Origin of the sequence: Aeromonas enteropelogenes (genome assembly GCF_000819845.1) — a bacterium.
Lineage (GTDB): Bacteria > Pseudomonadota > Gammaproteobacteria > Enterobacterales > Aeromonadaceae > Aeromonas > Aeromonas enteropelogenes.
This window is the reverse complement of record NZ_CDCG01000040.1, coordinates 93287-110862: the sequence shown is the minus strand read 5'-3', so window position 1 is coordinate 110862 and position 17576 is coordinate 93287. Positions and strand designations below refer to the sequence as shown.

Here is a 17576-nt window from a genome sequence, read left to right as displayed (position 1 = left end):
TCCGGCTCGGACTATCAATGCCACCCTTTTCTTCACCCGCTCCTCTTCATCTTAAAACGAGGCATTCTTATGAGCAGTAGCGTCTTGCCCTCCTTTCTGTTGATGCAAAACCCGATTCAAGGCTACGACTGGGGCAGTCATGACTCCCTCACCACCCTGTTCGGGATCCCCAATCTGGAGGGCAAACCCCAGGCCGAGCTGTGGATGGGGGCACACCCCAACGGCTGCTCCGAGATCACCTGCGGCGATCAGGTACAAAAGCTCTCCACCCTGATAGAGAGCGCCCCGGCCGCCGTGCTGGGTGAGGCAACCCTCGCCCGCTTTGGCAGCCTGCCGTTCCTGTTCAAGGTGCTGTGCGCCGAGAAGGCTCTCTCCATCCAGGTGCACCCGAGCAAGGCGCAGGCCGAAGCCGGTTTTGCCAAGGAGGAGGCCGCCGGTATCTCGCCCAAGGCAGCCAATCGCAACTACAAGGATCCCAACCACAAGCCGGAACTGGTGTTCGCGCTCACCCCGTATCAGGCGATGAACGGCTTTCGCTCCATTCCCGCCATCCTGGCGCTGTTCGAGCGGGTCAAGCTGGCGGCTATCGCCGATCTGACCGGGGCCCTTGCCGCCGCTTACGCAGCCAATCAGGGCGAAGCCGGGTTGCAGCACTTCTTCCAGCAGTTGTTGATGCTGGAAGGGGTACGCAAAGAGGCGGCGCTGACCGATCTGCTGGCTTACGCCAATGAGCATCAGGACGAAGAGACCTTTGCCCTCATTACCGCCCTCGCCGCCCAGTATCCGGGGGATGTGGGGCTCTTCTCGCCGCTACTGCTCAACGTGGTAACCCTCCAGCCCGGTCAGGCGATGTTCCTTGATGCCTGCACCCCCCACGCCTATGTGCGCGGTACCGGCCTTGAGATCATGGCCAACTCCGACAATGTGCTGCGCGCCGGGCTCACCCCCAAGTACATAGACGTGGACGAGCTTTTGGCCTGCACCCGCTGCCTGCCCAAGCCGGACGACCAGATCCTGCTGGCCTCCCGCCGCGAGGGTGCGGTACAGCACTTCGACGTGCCGGTGCCGGACTTTACCTTCAGCGTCTATCCGGCGGGTGAGCATGCGCTCACCACCGCCAGCGCCGAGATCCTGTTTGCCATCGACGGCCCCGTCATCCTCAAACGCGGTGATGACACCCTGCGTATCGAGAAGGGACAATCCGCCTTTATCCCCGCCGCCACTGGTCACTACCAGCTGCTGGCCGAAGGCCGGGTCGCCCGCGCAGGCAACCGCAACTAAGGCACGAACCGGCGAGTTCAAGAGCCGATACACGCACAAGGGCCATCATGGATGGCCCTTGCTGTTGTTCTCTGCGTTACTGCTCACCTGACTTAACTGATATGCCCTCGCCCCATCGACCACACAGGAGGGGCGTCTTTTGACCCATGTTTAGATACTGCCGGGACTATTTTCTGGATCAACCAGCGGCCATTAACTGTCAGCGTTTTGAACCGGGATATCGCCGTTTTTGCCAAGCGACATCTAATGATGACCCTATCCATGGCTGCGACCTAAAATAATACGTTAGTTAATAACAGACAGCTCCTGTTAATCCATATTATTCCTGCCGCATCATTGTAAGAGCTGGCTCACGCTTTCGACTTCAACGTATCGACAGCATGAGACATTTAATTATTTCCAATCAGAATAAGACCCCGTCCAATATAACTCTCAAAAAAACTCATAAATTAATATATCCATCTATTAAAAATCAATATAAAACAATGTGTTATATCAAAAAAATGATAAAAATATCAATATAAGAATTCCACACAAAAGGAAGAAGTATATAGCTGCACACTGCAATTACATGAAAAACCCTCTCTATCCATTTGTCGCATTAAAACCAATATTTGTAGTTATTGTGATAATAATGACTAGATGCGATAATCAAAGACATAGATTACACCTTTATTTGTTTTAAATAGAGTGTGATCCTACTCGCAACCAAATACTATCTGACTCCTATACCCTGCATCTGAAAAAGTTTTCAGCCCCCCTATTTTCCATCACACACCAATCACAATATAACGGAGTTTATTATGAAACAGGCTCCTCTCCTGCTCGCTTGTACGACCCTCGCCGGGTTGATGGTCATTGCCGGATGCAAGGAGGACACGCAAGATCCTGTCAGCCCTCCTGACGCGGGTGTCACCCGCTACGTCAATCCATTAATCGGTACGGGTAACCTCGGCAATACCTATCCTGGCGCAACCACCCCTCACGGCATGATCCAGCTCTCCCCGAATAATGGGGCTGTTGGCTGGGAATATACGTCCGGCTATTACTATCACGACAGACGCATCGCCGGTTTCTCTCATACCCATCTCTCTGGGGCGGGTGCCACCGACTTGAATGATATTCTGGTGATGCCCATCAACTCGCGATCCGATTACAAGATAGAGAAGGGGGGCAATCTCGAAGCATCCCGTTATCGTCACAAGGATCAACAGGCGACGGCGGGCTACTACAAGGTGGATCTGCTCGATTACGGCATCAAGGCTGAATTGACTGCAGGCGATCGCGTCGGTGTCCATCGTTATACCTTCCCTCGCGATGAGAGATCCGAAATAGTGATTAACCTGGGTGTCAGTTTTATCGACGGCACATCAGAAACAGAGATGAAGTGGGACAAGGAGAATAACCGCATCGAAGGCTATCGCTTCTCTTATGGCTGGGCCCCCAGCCAGAAAGAGTTCTTCGTGATGGAGTTCAATCAGCCAATCAAAAACATCCGGTTTGCTTACTACGACAAAGAACGGGATCGCTATATCGACGCGAGGCAAAGCACCACGGAAATGGCCAACGAGGCGATCGAAAATTATCAGCCTGTCCGCGCCTATGTGGAATTTGATACCTCGACGACGGGCTTGACCGTTGAGGCCAAGGTAGCCCTCTCCAGCGTCGAAATAGGCAAGGAGGGCAAATCAGGCGCCTCGCTCAACATGACCAAAGTGGCAGGCATGACATTTGATGATGTCCGGCAAGCCGCCACCCGGAAATGGGAAAACGAGCTGGGAAAAATCCGGGTTAGCGGTGATGAAGAGTACAAACAGACCTTCTACACGGCGCTCTATCATGCCTACCTGGGCCAGACTATCTACTCCGATTTGGATGGTCGCTACCGCCAGGTGCATCAGGGAAGCAGCGCAAATCCCGATGGCCGCACCCAAGACGGAAAGCTGGCCGAGACGCTGAAAGAGTCAGTTCGTACCGCCGATGCCAACAGAGACGGTAAAGCCGACTTTACCCGCTATGACACCTTCTCCCTCTGGGACACCTATCGCGCCGTGCAACCTCTCTCCTCCATCCTGGAACCGGATCGTCTCGCGGATGTCGTCCTCTCCATGCTCTCCTATGCAGAAGAGGAGTGGATCGACGATGAGGGCAACATGCGTAAAGGGCGCTTGCCAGAATGGACTCTCAAAGGCAATGAGACCGGCATGATGATGGGCATGCATTCGACCCCTGTCATCCATGACGTTTTATCCAAGGGCTCCCTTGATAAACGCATGATTGACCTTGGTTTTAATGATACAGAGCGCCAGCAGATCAAGGAACGCCTCGTGAATGCCATGGTGACCGATGCGCGCGCTTCGACCAGCCAGGGAGTGGCGTGGATCAAGGAGTACGAAGAGCAGGGCTATGTACCGGCCCAACTTCACGATCAACCCCCCTCTGACCCCTGGGCGGCCCATTCTCCCTTCAAAGACTCCTGGACTGCATCCTATTCGCTGGAGTACTCCATGAACGACTGGGCCATCGCCCAATCCGTCAAGACCGTATTTGGTGAAGACGATCCTCGTTATCAAGAGTTCGCGGATCGCTCCAATAACTGGCAAGCGCAATTTGACTTTGGTGGCCAATACAAAGGCTGGTTCAAGGCTCGCGATTATGCTGGCAACTTTATTGACGCCAACTGGGTAGACCCGAAAACGGGACGGAAAGTCGGCAAAAACTGGCGTCCGGAGATGTTCAACTGGGCATTTACCGAGTCCAACGGCTGGCAATATTCGTTCAGCGTCCAGCACGATATTTCAGGCCTGATCGACCTGATGACCCGCTTCGACCAGAAGCAGGACCCTTCGGCGAAACGTGGCGACTTGTTTGTCAGGCGGCTGGACGAATACTGGACCACCTACCCGGATCGCAACGCCGCGGACAACCAGTTCCCCATCTTCAATACGGGCAATGTGGGTCAGCATGTGCAGGGCAACGAGCCGGATATCCACGTGCCCTATCTCTACAACTATGTTGGCCAACCCTGGAAAACCCAGGCCGTCATCGTCGACACAACCAACGTCTGTTACAAAAACACCCCTGACGGTATTTGTGGCAACGATGACTTCGGCACACTGTCAGCCTGGTTCGTGTTCCGTGCGCTGGGTTTCTTCCCGGTCAATGCATCGTCCGGCATCTACGAAATAGGGACGCCCATGTTCGAAACGGCGTCCATTGATGTAGGCAATGGCAAGAGATTCACAGTCAAGGCGCAAAATGTCAGCCGCGACAATATCTTTATTCAGTCGGCACGACTCAATGGCAGCGAATTCACGCGCACCTACCTGACCCATGACGACATCATGAATGGCGGTGAGCTTGAATTTGTGATGGGAGATACCCCCAACAAGGAGTGGGGAGCCCAACCCGAAGATCTGCCACCGGCACAAGGCATCGGCACCTTCCTGCACGAAAGCGATATGCCCGAAGGATCCCGTTGATCCGGTTTTAAGGGGGGAAGAATCCCCCCTTCTGGCGATAAATCGCTTTCATATCATATTTGTGGAGGGCCAATCTGATGGTCTTCCCCGCGCAGACCGCGCCTCTTGCAACCATCAGCCGTATTATGTGGAAATAATCTTCCAGGCAATGCCTCGGCCTTCAAAGAAATTAAGGAGAGCACTATGGATCTTTTTCAGGAGTATAAAAAACAGCAATGCTGGAGAGACTGGGAACGTTATCTTGATATCATACCGTACCGTCATGATGATTCAGTACTTGATCTTGGCTGCTCAGTCGGAAATGTTTCAAAAATGTTTTCCCTGCGCGTTGATAGGGTGACTGGTGTTGACATAAACCAAGATTTTATCGACGTTTGCGAATCAGACAAAAATTTTAATGAAAGGTTCATCTGTTGTGACTTCTCAGGTCTTAGTGCATTTCAACTTGGTCGAATAAGTGGCGTTTGGAGTAGTTTTTCTCTGTCTTATTTATGTAATCCACTTGACTTTATAACCTACCTATATTCATTGCTTGATGATGATGGCTGGATTGCACTTCTGGATATATCTTGCTTTATCTCAGGAAATCTTCCCCAAGCAAGTAAATATCATCTTCAGGTTCTGAACTTTGAACTTGATTCATACAAGCATGGTGCTTATGACTTTAATTTTGGGGAGAGAATGCAAAATATACTGCAAGAGGCTGGATTTGAAACAATCTATCTTGATCATGATGTGACCGATCCCGAGTTGAATTTCAATGGTGCAGCATCACAAGAAATCATTGACAGTTGGGTTGCAAGACTTAATAGAATGGCAAGATTAAAAACCATGCTAGGTAACGACTATTCGGATTTCTGTCATGAACTACTATTCAATCTAAAATCTGACACTCACACAAAACGAAACAACGTGAGATTTGTCGTAGCTAGAAAACCTAAAATATAGGAAATAACTATATTGTTTTACATACTTTGGTCGATTAAAAAATGCCCCATACCATTAACTTATCATTCATCCAACATGTTATTTTTCGATACCCACACCAAGCTATCAATGCTATCGATTACAATATTTTTTAGATAGAGCGAGCCGCATCAATAAGACACTTGATTTAAAAAAATTAATAAATAACAATCCACTTATCTACACAAATCAGGTCAGGTTAGGTTAGGTTAGGTTAGGAAAAACGATATGAAACTACATCCTGGGTTCGTTATTTTATTTTTGGCCTTATTTACTGGCCCAGGTTACGCCGCCTGTGACAATTCAGCCGCGGTCAAGCTGGCCAAGGCTTTTTGGAGTGAACACAGAGATTTCTATTACGCAGAACCGGCAAAGGTGAAAGCGCTGCTGACCCCAGCATTTTTTGCCGTGCTGAGCGAGGAAGCCAAGTGTAATGGCGAAGGGGAAGTGTGCGCCATCGATGCCGATCCCTGGATCAGTGCGCAAGATGGCGAGGTCACCGGGCCCATCACCTTCCGCCTGGCTGGCCAGCAGGATGGCATCGTCTCGGTCAGCATGGATTATCGCTTTATGCTCTCGGAGGCCCGGCAAGAGCCACGAGCCGTCACTTTTCAATTTAAAACTGCCGGCGATCGCCGCTGTTTTCTGCTGGATGATTTTATCAGCCCGGGCGAGGGTTCACTGAAACGGCGCCTGCAGCAGTGGCAGGCACAAAACGGTGCCGGGCCGCAATAATTAACCCCCACGGCCCGCTGGGCGGTGGGGGTTGGGTTATTCTGGCGATCCTTTCTCTATGTCAGAAAAACGAACTGCGACCATCAGAGCGGGCTAATACTCGGCCTCTTCAGAGTGAGGCTCAGAGGAGCGGATGCGCTCCAGTTCATCGACCCGGGCTTGCCACTTGTCATGGGCCTGTTTCAGACCCTGCAGCTCCAGCTCCTGACGCATGGTGTCGATCTCTTGGTCTAGTTTTTCCATCAGAATGTCTCCTTCATTCATAGAGTTACACACTGGCTGACGGCACTTGGCCAACCTGCTCTCCCCTATTCTGACATCCGGAATCGCGCAACTGCCCAACGAAATAAACGATTGATTGTGGTAAAACCAATCTAAAATTTTGTTTTATTTTCCATATGAGCCCCACTTGGCTCACTCACGGCTGTCGCCTATTTCTGTCTATCCGCTCACATTTCGCTCACGCCTTGGCCATCACACAATTCTCCATCCCAGTTTTTTATCCCAATTGAATCATTGCTCAGCAGTTGATTCCCTATCTATAGAATCTGCCTTCAACTATCTGTTTTTAAATGCAATTAATTAAGATAAATGAACATTAACCGGTGCAAAAAAAGTGCGAGCAGGGTCACAGGGTGGGGCATGGCGCACAAAAATCCAGTGAACTGCACATTTGTCCGATTTCGGCAGGCCGGCAAGGGGAGAACAATATTCGGGACAACTGACCCCACCTCATGACGCTCGGGAAGAGCAAGGAGAGTGAAATGTTACCCACCATGACTAATGACGGACTCATCTGCCTGGCATTGCGGGCTACCAGCAAGGAGGCCCTGTTTGACGAGATGGCCGAGCTGCTGGTGCGCGATGGCGCCGTGTCGGATCGGCAGCAATTTATCAGCGATCTCTGGGCCCGGGAGCAGCTTGACTGCACCGGCTTCGAGCAGGGTGTGGCCCTGCCCCATGCCAAGAGCAGCGCGGTGCACCGCCCGGCCATTGCCATCGGGATCAGCCAGCAGGGGATCGAATACGGCTCCGAAGATGGCCAGCCCGCCCAGCTGTTTTTCATGATCGCCTCCCCCGAGGGCGGGGCCAACCACCATATCGAGGTGTTGGCCGAGCTCTCCACCCGCCTGCTGGCGCCGGGTTTTATCGAGCAGATGAAGGCAGCCACCAAAGTCGATGAGGTGCTGTCGCTGCTCTCGGCAGGATCCTGCGCGGCGCAACCCGCCAAGGCGGCCCTCCCCACCGAAGAAGAAGAACCTGCCAGGGAGCGTGGCTTCAAGGAGCGGCTCGCGACCCTGAAACAGCACCTGCTGTTTGGTACCTCCCACATGATCCCCTTCATCGTGGCGGGGGGCGTGCTGCTGTCGCTCTCCGTGATGATGAGCGGCAAGGGCGCCGTGCCAGAGACAGGTTTTCTCAAGGACATGGCGACCATGGGGATCGCCGGACTCACTCTCTTTACTGCCGTGCTCGGTGGCTATATCGCCTATTCGTTGGCCGACAAACCGGGCCTGGCCCCTGGCATGATCGGCTCCTGGGTGGCGGTACAGCACTATCAGACCGGTTTTCTTGGGGCCATTCTGGTGGGCTTTATCGCCGGCTTTGTGGTCAACCAGCTCAAGCGGATAAAGCTGCCTGACTCCATGAGTTCCCTCGGCTCCATCTTTATCTATCCGCTGATCGGCACCTTCCTGGTGTGCGGCATCGTCATGTGGGTAATTGGTGCACCGATTGCCGCCATGATGGAATCGATGAACCAGTGGCTCTCCGGCATGGCGGGCTCCGGCAAGGTGATGCTGGGCACCATTTTGGGGGGCATGACCGCCTTTGACATGGGCGGCCCGGTCAACAAGGTGGCGACCCTGTTCGCCCAGACCCAGGTCGATACCCAGCCCTGGCTGATGGGCGGCGTCGGTATCGCCATCTGCGTGCCGCCACTCGGCATGGCATTGGCCACCCTGATGTCCCCGAAAAGATACAAGAAAGAGGAGCGTGAATCGGGCAAGGCGGCGGCCATCATGGGGATGATCGGCATCAGCGAGGGGGCCATTCCGTTCGCCGCCGCCGATCCGGTGCGGGTCATTCCGGCCATCGTCGCAGGGGGCATAGTCGGCAACGTCACCGGCTTCATGATGAACAGCATCAACCATGCCCCCTGGGGGGGATGGATCGTACTGCCGGTGGTCGAGGGCAAGATAGGCTATATCGTCGGTACCCTGCTCGGCGCCCTGACCACCGCCATCATAGTCAACCTGCTGAAAAAGCCGGTGACCGAGGAGGAAGAGGAAACGAGCACAGCAGATGACTACCAGGCCATCGAGGCGGAAGGTGAAGCGGACGTACTCGCCATCACCGCCTGCCCCTCCGGCGTGGCCCACACCTTCCTCGCCGCCAAGAGCCTGCAGAAGGCAGCCGCCAGGGCGGGGATCAAGCTCAAGGTGGAGACCCAGGGCGCCAATGGCATCATCAACCGCATCACCGCCAAAGATGTGGCCAACGCCCGCTGCGTCATCCTGGCCCACGACGTGGCCATCAAGTACCGCGAGCGCTTCAAGGATATCGAGGTGATCGACACCAAGATCCGGGAGGCGATCCATGACCCGGACGGGCTGCTGGCCCGCACCCAGGCAAGCACGGGGCAAGATGCGGCCTAATCCGCCGTGACATGCTTTGCCACCAGCAGCAGGGGCCAATTACGGGCCCCTGCTCTGTTAGCGGCGACCAACTTTTCATCATCTCATATGGCAAGCCACTGATTTAAAACACATTAACTACCCTTCCCCCAAATCCCGGCGCGCCGTCACAAATCCGCTTCGTGTAAAAAAACAGCAATTGAATAGCTGGTCAGATCTCATGTCAAATGGCTCCGCCTACTAAACTGGAGCATCACAAAAATGATAAAAATCAATAGATTGGTTCTGGCTATCACCCTCGGTGCCGCACCCAGCTTTGCCGCTGGCTTTGTCTGCGGCGATCACGTGCGCTTCGGCGCCCCGGCCGGCTCGGATCAGGAGTTGTGCCGTCAGGGATACGCAGCGGGCTACAACTACGACTACAAGGTAGCGAACTGGGTCTCCTACCGGATGACGGCCGAGAGCGCCCAGGGCAAGGTCAAACGCAAGGATGCCTTTGCCGAAGACAAGGAGGTACCGGTCGCCTTTCGCGCCACCCTGGCTGACTACAAGCGTTCCGGCTATGACCGTGGCCACCAGGCTCCGGCAGCCGACATGGCCGCCACCGAGGTGACCATGAAGCAGAGCTTCCTGTTGACCAACATGACGCCGCAACTGCCCGCCCTGAACCAGAAGGCGTGGCGCATCCTGGAGGAGAAGGTGCGCCAGTGGGCCATCGCGCGCGAGGATGTGCAAGTGATCACCGGCCCCCTCTTCACCCACTCGGAGGAGTCCATCGGCAACGGGGTGATGATCCCGAGCGCCTACTACAAGATAGTGATGGACCCGGCCAGGCTGCAGGCCATCGCCTTCATCATGCCGCAAGAGGATATCCCCACCAGCCAGATCGCCAACTACCGCGTCTCGGTGCGCGAGGTGGAAGAGCAGACCCAGCTCGACTTCTTCAGCGACATGCCCTACGAGCAGCAGGAGACGCTGGAGGCCAGGGTCTCCCCCATGTGGAACTGATTGCTGCCGATGCGCTCACGCAGGCCATGCCATCTGGCTGGCCTGCACTCCCGCCCTTCCCGGGGGCGGGTTCAATCCCCGGCCTTGCCGGCCTGTCTCACAGTTTGCTCTCCCCTTTCCTGTTATATTTCTCACTTTGCTTTTAATGCCAGGTTTTATTGATAACCCGATGAATTATCACGCATTTATAAGCAGCACACGGCATCTGATAGCAAATATGGCGCCTGATGGCGCCCACACAGAGGAATCACAGATGAAACAGACCCTGATTGCCCTGACGTTAGGCGGCTTGCTGGCCCTCTCCCCCCTCCCCCTGCTCGCGGCCGACAGCACGATGCAGATGGAGAGCGATCTCAATACCCTGGTCAGCAAACGCCAGGCGGTGGACATGCTGCTCGGCGAAGCGCTGCAGATCTACAAGTCCCCGGCCAAGATCTCCCACGCCGGATTTACCGCCAAGATGCCGAGCAACATGGAGCTGGTGACCGAGCGACTGCTGGCCGCCTACCAGCTGGAGCCCTATCGTACCGATCTGCTGATCTCGGCGGCCAATGCCCAGATTTACAACGGCAACCTGACCCGGGCCATCGCCCTGTTCGAACAGGCCCAGGCGGTGGCGCCCGATGATCTCGACATCAACTCCTATCTCGCCATCTGGCAACTGGTGAAGGGCAACAAGGAGGCATCGCGCACCTATCTGGCCAGGGTGGCCAATCGCAACGGCGGACGCGCCGCCGATCTGGAGGAAATCATCGCCCGGGTGCAGCGGGTGACCACCACGCCGCTGCAGACCAAACTGACGGACGATCAGATCAAGGCGGCCAAAGAGGGCAAACGGGCCATCGTCACCCTGGGCTATGCCCTGAATCCGGACGGCAGCATGGACAAGATCCTGCTGGGCCGCTTGCAGACCACCCTGGAGCTGGCCAAGGCGGATCCGGATGCCCTCATCATCCTGACCGGCGGGGTGCCGCAGAATCGTCAGACCGAGGGCAAGCTGATGGCCGACTGGCTGGTGAAGCACGGCATCGACCGCAGCCGCCTCATCGAGGAGAACTACGCCACCAGCACGGTGGACAACGCCCTCTACAGCGCCTATGCCCTGGCCCGTCACCAGATTGACCAAGCAGTGCTGGTCAGCTCGGCGAGCCATGTGCGCCGTGGCCAGACCCTGCTCGAGATTGCCTGCGATCAGATTGGCCCGGCCGGGATCAAGGTGGTGAGTGTCAGCTACCCGGACAAGCCCCTCAAGGAGCTGGCCACCCCGAGCGAAAGCGAGCTGCTTGGCATCTACCGCGACGCCCTGCGTACCTACGGCATGTGGAGCTACCGCTCCGCCCCCCTGCTGGAGCGCTGATCCCCCGGCTTCAAGCCGAACCATCCGTGATGGACAATAAAGCCCGCCCCTTTGGCGGGTTTTATTATTGCCAAAAAAGGGCTCTCTTTTTGCCGCTATCGCTCATTGAACCATCTCTTGTCTGATAAAGAGAAGTGGCCATTCCTCAATTTATCGGACGTTCTATCTCACGCCGGGAAATATATTCAGACGCTATTTCCCGCTTGATAAATATCGACTTCGATGATTGAGATATATAAATAAACACATTGAATTACCGTTCTTTTTCTAAGAACCATTGCTCACCATAACAATATTTTCGTTCTTTCATTGTCAGTCAGATAAATGGGAAAACAGCTGCTCCACTCTCCTGATAACGGAATAGCATCATGACAAGGAAAGGATATTCTCTCTGGCTGGCGGCCCTCGCCATCATCAGCCTGCAGGCCAACGCCATCGAGGTAACAGTGGCCTACCAAACTTCCGCTGAACCGGCCAAGGTGGCCCAGGCCGACGGCACCTTTGCCCGCGCCAGCGGCGCCACGGTGAAATGGCTCAAGTTCGACAGCGGCGCCAGTGTGGTACGGGCGCTCGCCTCCGGCGACGTGCAGATCGGCAATATCGGCTCCAGCCCGCTGGCGGTGGCGGCAAGCCAAAACGTGCCCATCGAGGTGTTTCTGCTCGCCTCCCAGCTCGGCAGCTCGGAGGCGCTGGTGGTCAAACAGGATCTTCCCTCCCCCGCCGCCCTGGCCGGCAAGCGCATCGCCGTCCCCTTTACCTCCACCACCCACTACAGTCTGCTGGCGGCGCTCAGGCATTGGGGAGTGGATCCGGCCAGCCTGCAGATCATCAACCTACAGCCGCCGGCCATCATCGCCGCCTGGCAGCGGGGCGACATCGATGGCGCCTATGTCTGGGCGCCGGCCCTCAATGAGCTGAGCAAGGAGGGCAAGGTGCTGACCGACTCGGCTCAGGTGGGCAGGTGGGGGGCCCCCACCCTGGATGTGTGGGTGGTGCGAAAAGAGTTTGCCAAGGCCCATCCCGAGCTGGTGCAGGCCTTCGTCGACAGCACTCTGGCGGCCCAGCGCGACTACCTGGCCAACCCCGACGACTGGCTGGCAAAGCCAGACAACCTCACCAAGCTGTCAACCTTGAGCGGCGTGCCCGAGGCGGACGTGCCCGGCCTGGTTCGCGGCAACACCTACCTGAGCGCCAGCCAGCAGAGTGCAGAGCTGAGCAAGCTGGTAAACCAGACCATCATCGACACCGCCCGCTTTCTCCAGGAGCAGGGCAAGGTGCGAAGCGCCGGCAGCGACTATCGCGATTACGTGACCGACCGTTTCGTCAAGGCACAACCCCACTGACCCTGCATCACAAAGGAGGTAGCCATGTTGCAGCTCACTCACCTGTACGCCGACTATGACGGGCGCAGAGTCCTCGACAACATCAACCTGACCCTGGATGCGGGGGAGCTGATGGTGGTGCTTGGCCCCTCCGGCTGCGGCAAGACCACCCTGCTCAATCTCATCGCCGGATTTCAGCCCCATCAGCAGGGGAAAATAACCCTGCACGGTAAACCTGTGACCGGCCCCGGCGCCGAGCGAGGGGTGGTCTTTCAGCACGAGGGGCTGCTGCCCTGGCGCAACGTGCTGGACAACGTGGCCTTCGGGCTGCAACTGGCCGGCGTGCCACGCCGCGAGCGCGAGGCCAGGGCGCTGGCCATGCTGCGCAAGGTGGGGCTGGAAGAGGCCAGTCACGCATTCATCTGGCAGCTCTCCGGCGGCCAGCGTCAGCGGGTCGGCATCGCCCGGGCGCTGGCCAACCAACCGCAACTGCTGCTGCTCGACGAGCCCTTCGGCGCCCTCGATGTCTTTACCCGCGAGCAGATGCAGACCCTGTTGCTGCGCCTGTGGCACGAGCAGCGCCGCCAGGTGCTGCTCATCACCCACGACATCGAGGAAGCGGTGTTCATGGCCACCGAACTGGTGCTGCTCTCCCCCTCACCGGGGCGGGTGATGGAGCGGCTGACCCTGGATTTTGGCCGCCGCTTCGCGGCCGGCGAGCCCTGCCGCAGCATCAAGTCGGATCCCGCCTTTATCGAGCGGCGCGAGTACGTGCTCGGCCGGGTCTTCGCTGAGCGGGAGGTGTTTGCATGAGCCTCGCCCTCTCCCGTTCCCTGAACCCGGCCCGCCATGCCCTGCGCCGCAGACTTCGCTGGCCGCTGCCGCGCCGGCTTGGGGTGAGCCTGCTTACCCTCGGCGCCCTGTTGACCCTCTGGTGGCTGGTAGCGCGCCTTGGCTGGATCAGCCCGCTGTTCCTGCCGCCTCCTGGCCAGGTGCTGCAGCAGTTGCTCACCATCGCAGGGCCACAGGGCTTCATGGATGCCACCCTCTGGCAACACCTCGCCGCCAGCTTGCAGCGCATCCTCATCGCCCTCGTGGCCGCCACCCTGTGCGGCGTGACGGTGGGCATGGCCATGGGGCTCAACCCCACCCTGCGCGCCATGCTCGACCCGCTGATCGAGCTCTACCGACCGGTGCCACCGCTCGCCTACCTGCCGCTCATGGTGATCTGGTTTGGCATCGGCGAAACCGCCAAGGTGCTGCTCATCTATCTGGCCATCTTCGCGCCGGTCGCCATGGCGACCCTGGCCGGGGTGCAGGGCGCCAAACAGGTGCGACTGCGGGCCGCCCGGGCGCTGGGTGCCAACCGCTGGCAGGTGCTGTGGCACGTCACAGTGCCCGGCGCCCTGCCGGAGATCCTCACCGGGCTGCGCATCGGGCTCGGGGTCGGCTGGTCCACCCTGGTGGCGGCCGAGCTTATCGCCGCCACCCGCGGCGTGGGCTTCATGGTGCAATCCGCCGGCGAGTTTCTCGCTACCGACGTGGTGCTGGCGGGCATTCTGGTGATCGCCCTGATCGCCTTCATTCTGGAACTTGGTTTACGTGCGCTGCAGCGTCGCCTGACGCCGTGGCATGGAGAAGGACTATGAGCAATTCCCTGCGCATCACCCCCCTCGGCCCCCATATCGGTGCCGAGATAAGCGGTCTCACCCTGGCCGAGCCCCTGAGCGGGCAGCTGTTCGAACTTATCCAGCAAGCCCTGCTGACCCATCAGGTGCTGTTCTTTCGAGAGCAGCCCATCACCCCGCTATCACAGCGGGCGCTAGCCCACCGCTTCGGCGATCTGCACATTCACCCCGTGTACCCCCACGCGCCGGAGGCCGAGGAGATCATCGTGCTCGACACCCACCACGACAACCCGCCGGACAACGACAACTGGCACACCGACGTCACTTTCATCGAGACGCCGCCAGCACTGGCCATTCTGGCCGCCAAGCAGCTGCCGCCGGTGGGGGGCGATACCCTGTGGGCCAGCGGCATCGCCGCCTTCGAGGGGCTCTCCCCCCAGTTGCAACAACTGTTGGCAGGGCTGGAGGCCGAGCACGACTTCACCAAATCGTTTCCGGCCCATCGCCATAACGCCAGCCCGGCAGAATACCGGCGCTGGCAGGAGGCGGCGGCCCGCCACCCACCGCTGCGCCACCCTGTGGTCCGCACCCATCCCTTGAGCGGCCGCCAGGCGCTGTTCGTCAACGAGGGCTTCACCACCCGCCTGCCCGACTTGCCGGCGCAAGAGAGCGAGGCGCTGCTCGCCTTCCTGTTTCGCCATATCGCCAGGCCTGAGTATCAGGTGCGCTGGCGCTGGCGGGAGAACGACATCGCTATCTGGGACAACCGGGTCACCCAGCATTACGCCAACGCCGACTATCTGCCGACCCGGCGTATCATGCACAGGGCGACCGTGCTCGGTGACAAGCCTTTCTGGCGCGCCTCTTGACGTCCGCCAACGAAAGAGGGAGGCATCGGCCTCCCTCGTCTCATGGCTAATGGCAACAGCCATTCCCTAGCTGATAAACCCCTGGGGCGCTGGCGCCCTGGGATCTTCCCCGAAACGGTTGGGGCCGCTATTCCCCTGACAGACCAGGAAGTAGATCAGCACCAGGGTACCCACCACGGGGATGAGGCCGATGAGCAACCACCAGCCGGTGCGATCGGTGTCGTGCAGGCGGCGAGCCGCCACCGCCAGGGCCGGCAGCAATACGGCCAGGGAGTAAATGGCGCCGAGCAACTCGTTGCTGCCCAGCACCTTGTCCAGCGTCTTCATCAACAGCACGGCCAGCAGGTTGAACAGCACGAACATCCAGTATTCGGTGCGGTGGGCCCGCCCGCTGAATACGGCATATTTTTTGAGTACGGCAAGATACCAGTTCATTGCACCTCCAGGCTCAAGTGAAAACAGAATGCATAGGGCCAGAGCTTAACGAGTTCGCGGGCGGGGTGCGAGCAAAAAGACCCGCCGCAACGACTGCCTGCCTATCAGACCAGGCAGAGCGCTCTGGCAAGCCTCTTTGGGGCCGCTATCTCTTGCGCGCCTGGGGACCGGGCCGCCGCGCCACGGGCTGATGGTAATCGCCATAGGGGAAGACATTGCGAAAACGCTGGGCGACCGGATCGGGAATGGATCGGGAAAACACCAGCCTCACCCTGTCGCCATCAAGCTGGCCGAGGATCCGTCCGCGCACCGTCTCGTGACGCAGTATCTGCTTGATCTGCTCAAGAAACGCGGGAGGCACCTTGCCCTCCTTGACCACCACCTTGCCAGGTTGCAGCCGGATCTCGAACAGGGCGCCACGCCCCAGCTTCATCAGCCACCAGATAAGGGCAAGTGCCACTCCCAAGGATAACCAGGCCATGTCGTTTCCTCCCAACGTCTTGATATCTGGCAGTATAACCACCAAGAGAGTGCCTTTTATGGGGCCGGGCTCACACCCCCGGTGTCGATTCCCCCCAAGTGGCAAACAGGCACCCATCTTGCTTGCGGGTAGACCTTTTAAGAAAACGACCAATCTTTGACGGAGACCTCATGACTGCGCACCAGTTCACCCCCAGGTTTTATGCTCAATTTCAATGTATTGGCGATCAGTGTGAAGACAATTGCTGCCATGGCTGGCACATCAACATCGACAAGAAGACTTACCGCCACTACCTCGCACACCCGGATCCGCTGATCCAGCACATCGCCGCGGGTTCTCTGACCCAGATCAGACGCTCGAACGAGGAGTGGGCCAGCATCGACCTTGACGACACCGGGCACTGCCCATTCCTGAGCGAGGGGCTGTGCCAGATCCACAAGCGAGCCGGGACGCAGGATCTGAGCCTCACCTGCCAGAGCTACCCCAGGGTCTCAAGCCGCTTGGGCAGCCATCACAAGCTGAGTCTGGCCCTCTCCTGCCCAGAGGCGTGCCGCCAGGTACTGCTCGACCCCGCCGCCATGGTGATGGAGGTCACCCCCTTCAATGGCTATTACAAGGAGCAGATCCTGCCGCCCCGAATCGAGCAGTTGCACAGCCATATTCTCGACGTGCTGCTGGCTAGCGGGATGAGTGTGGAGGAGAAACTCTGGGTCATTGGCCTGCTGATCCACCGGGATCCCGGCCCCCTCTCCCATGACGCTTTTCTGGCCCAGATTGGGCAGCTGGTGGAGGCGGGGCAGCTCTCGGCCGCCTTTGCCCAGCTTCCCTTCATCAGCCAGGTACAGTGGTCAGCCCTGCATCACCTGACCTGCCTGCAGGTGGTGAATGCCGGGGCGAGAGCCGGACGGGGACTGGCCACCATGCAACGATGTCTGGAGCAGATCCAGCGGCTGCTGAGCGGGGACTTCAATACCGGGCAGCTGGCTCAGCTACACGAAATCTGGCACCACCAGGTCGCCCCGTTTCTGGCGGCGCGCCCCCATATCCTGCACAACTATCTGGTCTATTACGTCTATCACCACAATTTTCCCTACCACCCGGAGCGCACCCCGCAGCAATGCTATCAGCTGTTGGTCGCCGACTACTTTCTGCTGCGCAGCTACCTCTGCCTGCTGGCCATGGAGAACAAGCTGAGCGAGCAGGATATCGTGGATCTCTTCTACAGCTACCACAGCCTGCGCCAGCACAATGGCGACTATGAAGCAGCCATCGCCAGGGTGCTGAGCGAAGGGGGCGAGCACAACGATGTCGCCCTCTACGCGCTGCTGCAGACCGCGGTGGCACCGGATAGCGCCATGTGAAGAGAGTGTGGCGGG

15 protein-coding genes are annotated in these 17576 nt (G+C 57.8%); 12 read left to right on the top strand and 3 right to left on the bottom strand.

All coding sequences use genetic code 11. The features are described 5' to 3' along the window. Positions 1–69: 69 nt before the first annotated feature. From manA to BN1123_RS17275, 4 genes are all read left to right on the top strand, one after another. Positions 70–1281 carry a mannose-6-phosphate isomerase, class I gene (manA, locus tag BN1123_RS17285; RefSeq protein ID WP_042028555.1) on the top strand — a complete coding sequence of 404 codons (1212 nt, stop codon included), beginning with the start codon at positions 70–72 and terminating at the stop codon, positions 1279–1281. An 803-nt stretch (positions 1282–2084) separates the two neighbouring features. After that, a complete protein-coding gene (locus BN1123_RS17280) occupies positions 2085–4763 on the top strand; it encodes a GH92 family glycosyl hydrolase (RefSeq protein WP_042028554.1) in 2679 nt (892 codons plus the stop codon). A gap of 183 nt (positions 4764–4946) precedes the next feature. Next, entirely contained in the window at positions 4947–5711 is a 765-nt protein-coding gene (locus BN1123_RS21030; protein WP_082037563.1) for a class I SAM-dependent methyltransferase, read from the top strand. A gap of 393 nt (positions 5712–6104) precedes the next feature. Beyond that, positions 6105–6464: a hypothetical protein gene (locus tag BN1123_RS17275; RefSeq protein WP_224212357.1), complete on the top strand. Its 360-nt coding sequence runs from the start codon at positions 6105–6107 to the stop codon at positions 6462–6464. Positions 6465–6557: 93 nt separating this feature from the next. Here the strand turns inward: BN1123_RS17275 and BN1123_RS21730 are convergent, their stop codons facing one another. Beyond that, positions 6558–6707 carry a hypothetical protein gene (locus BN1123_RS21730; RefSeq protein WP_167335316.1) on the bottom strand — a complete coding sequence of 50 codons (150 nt, stop codon included), beginning with the start codon at positions 6705–6707 and terminating at the stop codon, positions 6558–6560. 521 nt (positions 6708–7228) lie between these two features. Between BN1123_RS21730 and BN1123_RS17270 the strand changes: the two genes are divergently transcribed. The 7 genes from BN1123_RS17270 to tauD all read left to right on the top strand — a co-directional run bounded on the left by BN1123_RS17270 (position 7229) and on the right by tauD (position 15284). After that, positions 7229–9121, top strand: coding sequence for a PTS fructose transporter subunit EIIC (locus BN1123_RS17270; protein ID WP_042028552.1), 1893 nt, complete (start codon positions 7229–7231; stop codon positions 9119–9121). A 240-nt stretch (positions 9122–9361) separates the two neighbouring features. Continuing rightward, positions 9362–10108: a DNA/RNA non-specific endonuclease gene (locus BN1123_RS17265; RefSeq protein WP_042028550.1), complete on the top strand. Its 747-nt coding sequence runs from the start codon at positions 9362–9364 to the stop codon at positions 10106–10108. Positions 10109–10361: 253 nt separating this feature from the next. Continuing rightward, complete coding sequence (locus tag BN1123_RS17260; protein ID WP_042028548.1) at positions 10362–11465, top strand: YdcF family protein; 1104 nt, start codon at positions 10362–10364, stop codon at positions 11463–11465. A 368-nt stretch (positions 11466–11833) separates the two neighbouring features. Further along, positions 11834–12808 carry a taurine ABC transporter substrate-binding protein gene (gene tauA / locus BN1123_RS17255; protein ID WP_042028546.1) on the top strand — a complete coding sequence of 325 codons (975 nt, stop codon included), beginning with the start codon at positions 11834–11836 and terminating at the stop codon, positions 12806–12808. Positions 12809–12832: 24 nt separating this feature from the next. Continuing rightward, complete coding sequence (gene tauB / locus BN1123_RS17250; RefSeq protein WP_042028544.1) at positions 12833–13600, top strand: taurine ABC transporter ATP-binding subunit; 768 nt, start codon at positions 12833–12835, stop codon at positions 13598–13600. Continuing rightward, positions 13597–14436, top strand: a complete 840-nt coding sequence (tauC, locus tag BN1123_RS17245) for a taurine ABC transporter permease TauC (protein ID WP_042028542.1) — start codon at positions 13597–13599, stop codon at positions 14434–14436. Before tauB ends, tauC begins: the two co-directional genes overlap by 4 nt. Further along, entirely contained in the window at positions 14433–15284 is an 852-nt protein-coding gene (gene tauD, locus BN1123_RS17240; RefSeq protein ID WP_042028541.1) for a taurine dioxygenase, read from the top strand. The genes tauC and tauD overlap by 4 nt, the downstream gene beginning before the upstream one ends. 66 nt (positions 15285–15350) lie before the next feature. Here the strand turns inward: tauD and BN1123_RS17235 are convergent, their stop codons facing one another. After that, a complete protein-coding gene (locus BN1123_RS17235; RefSeq protein ID WP_042028537.1) occupies positions 15351–15719 on the bottom strand; it encodes a DUF805 domain-containing protein in 369 nt (122 codons plus the stop codon). 145 nt (positions 15720–15864) lie between these two features. Beyond that, positions 15865–16200: a DUF3634 family protein gene (locus tag BN1123_RS17230; protein ID WP_042028534.1), complete on the bottom strand. Its 336-nt coding sequence runs from the start codon at positions 16198–16200 to the stop codon at positions 15865–15867. 170 nt (positions 16201–16370) lie between these two features. Between BN1123_RS17230 and fliB the strand changes: the two genes are divergently transcribed. Continuing rightward, on the top strand, positions 16371–17561 hold the full coding sequence (fliB, locus tag BN1123_RS17225; protein ID WP_042028533.1) for a flagellin lysine-N-methylase: 1191 nt from the start codon (positions 16371–16373) through the stop codon (positions 17559–17561). Positions 17562–17576: the final 15 nt, after the last annotated feature.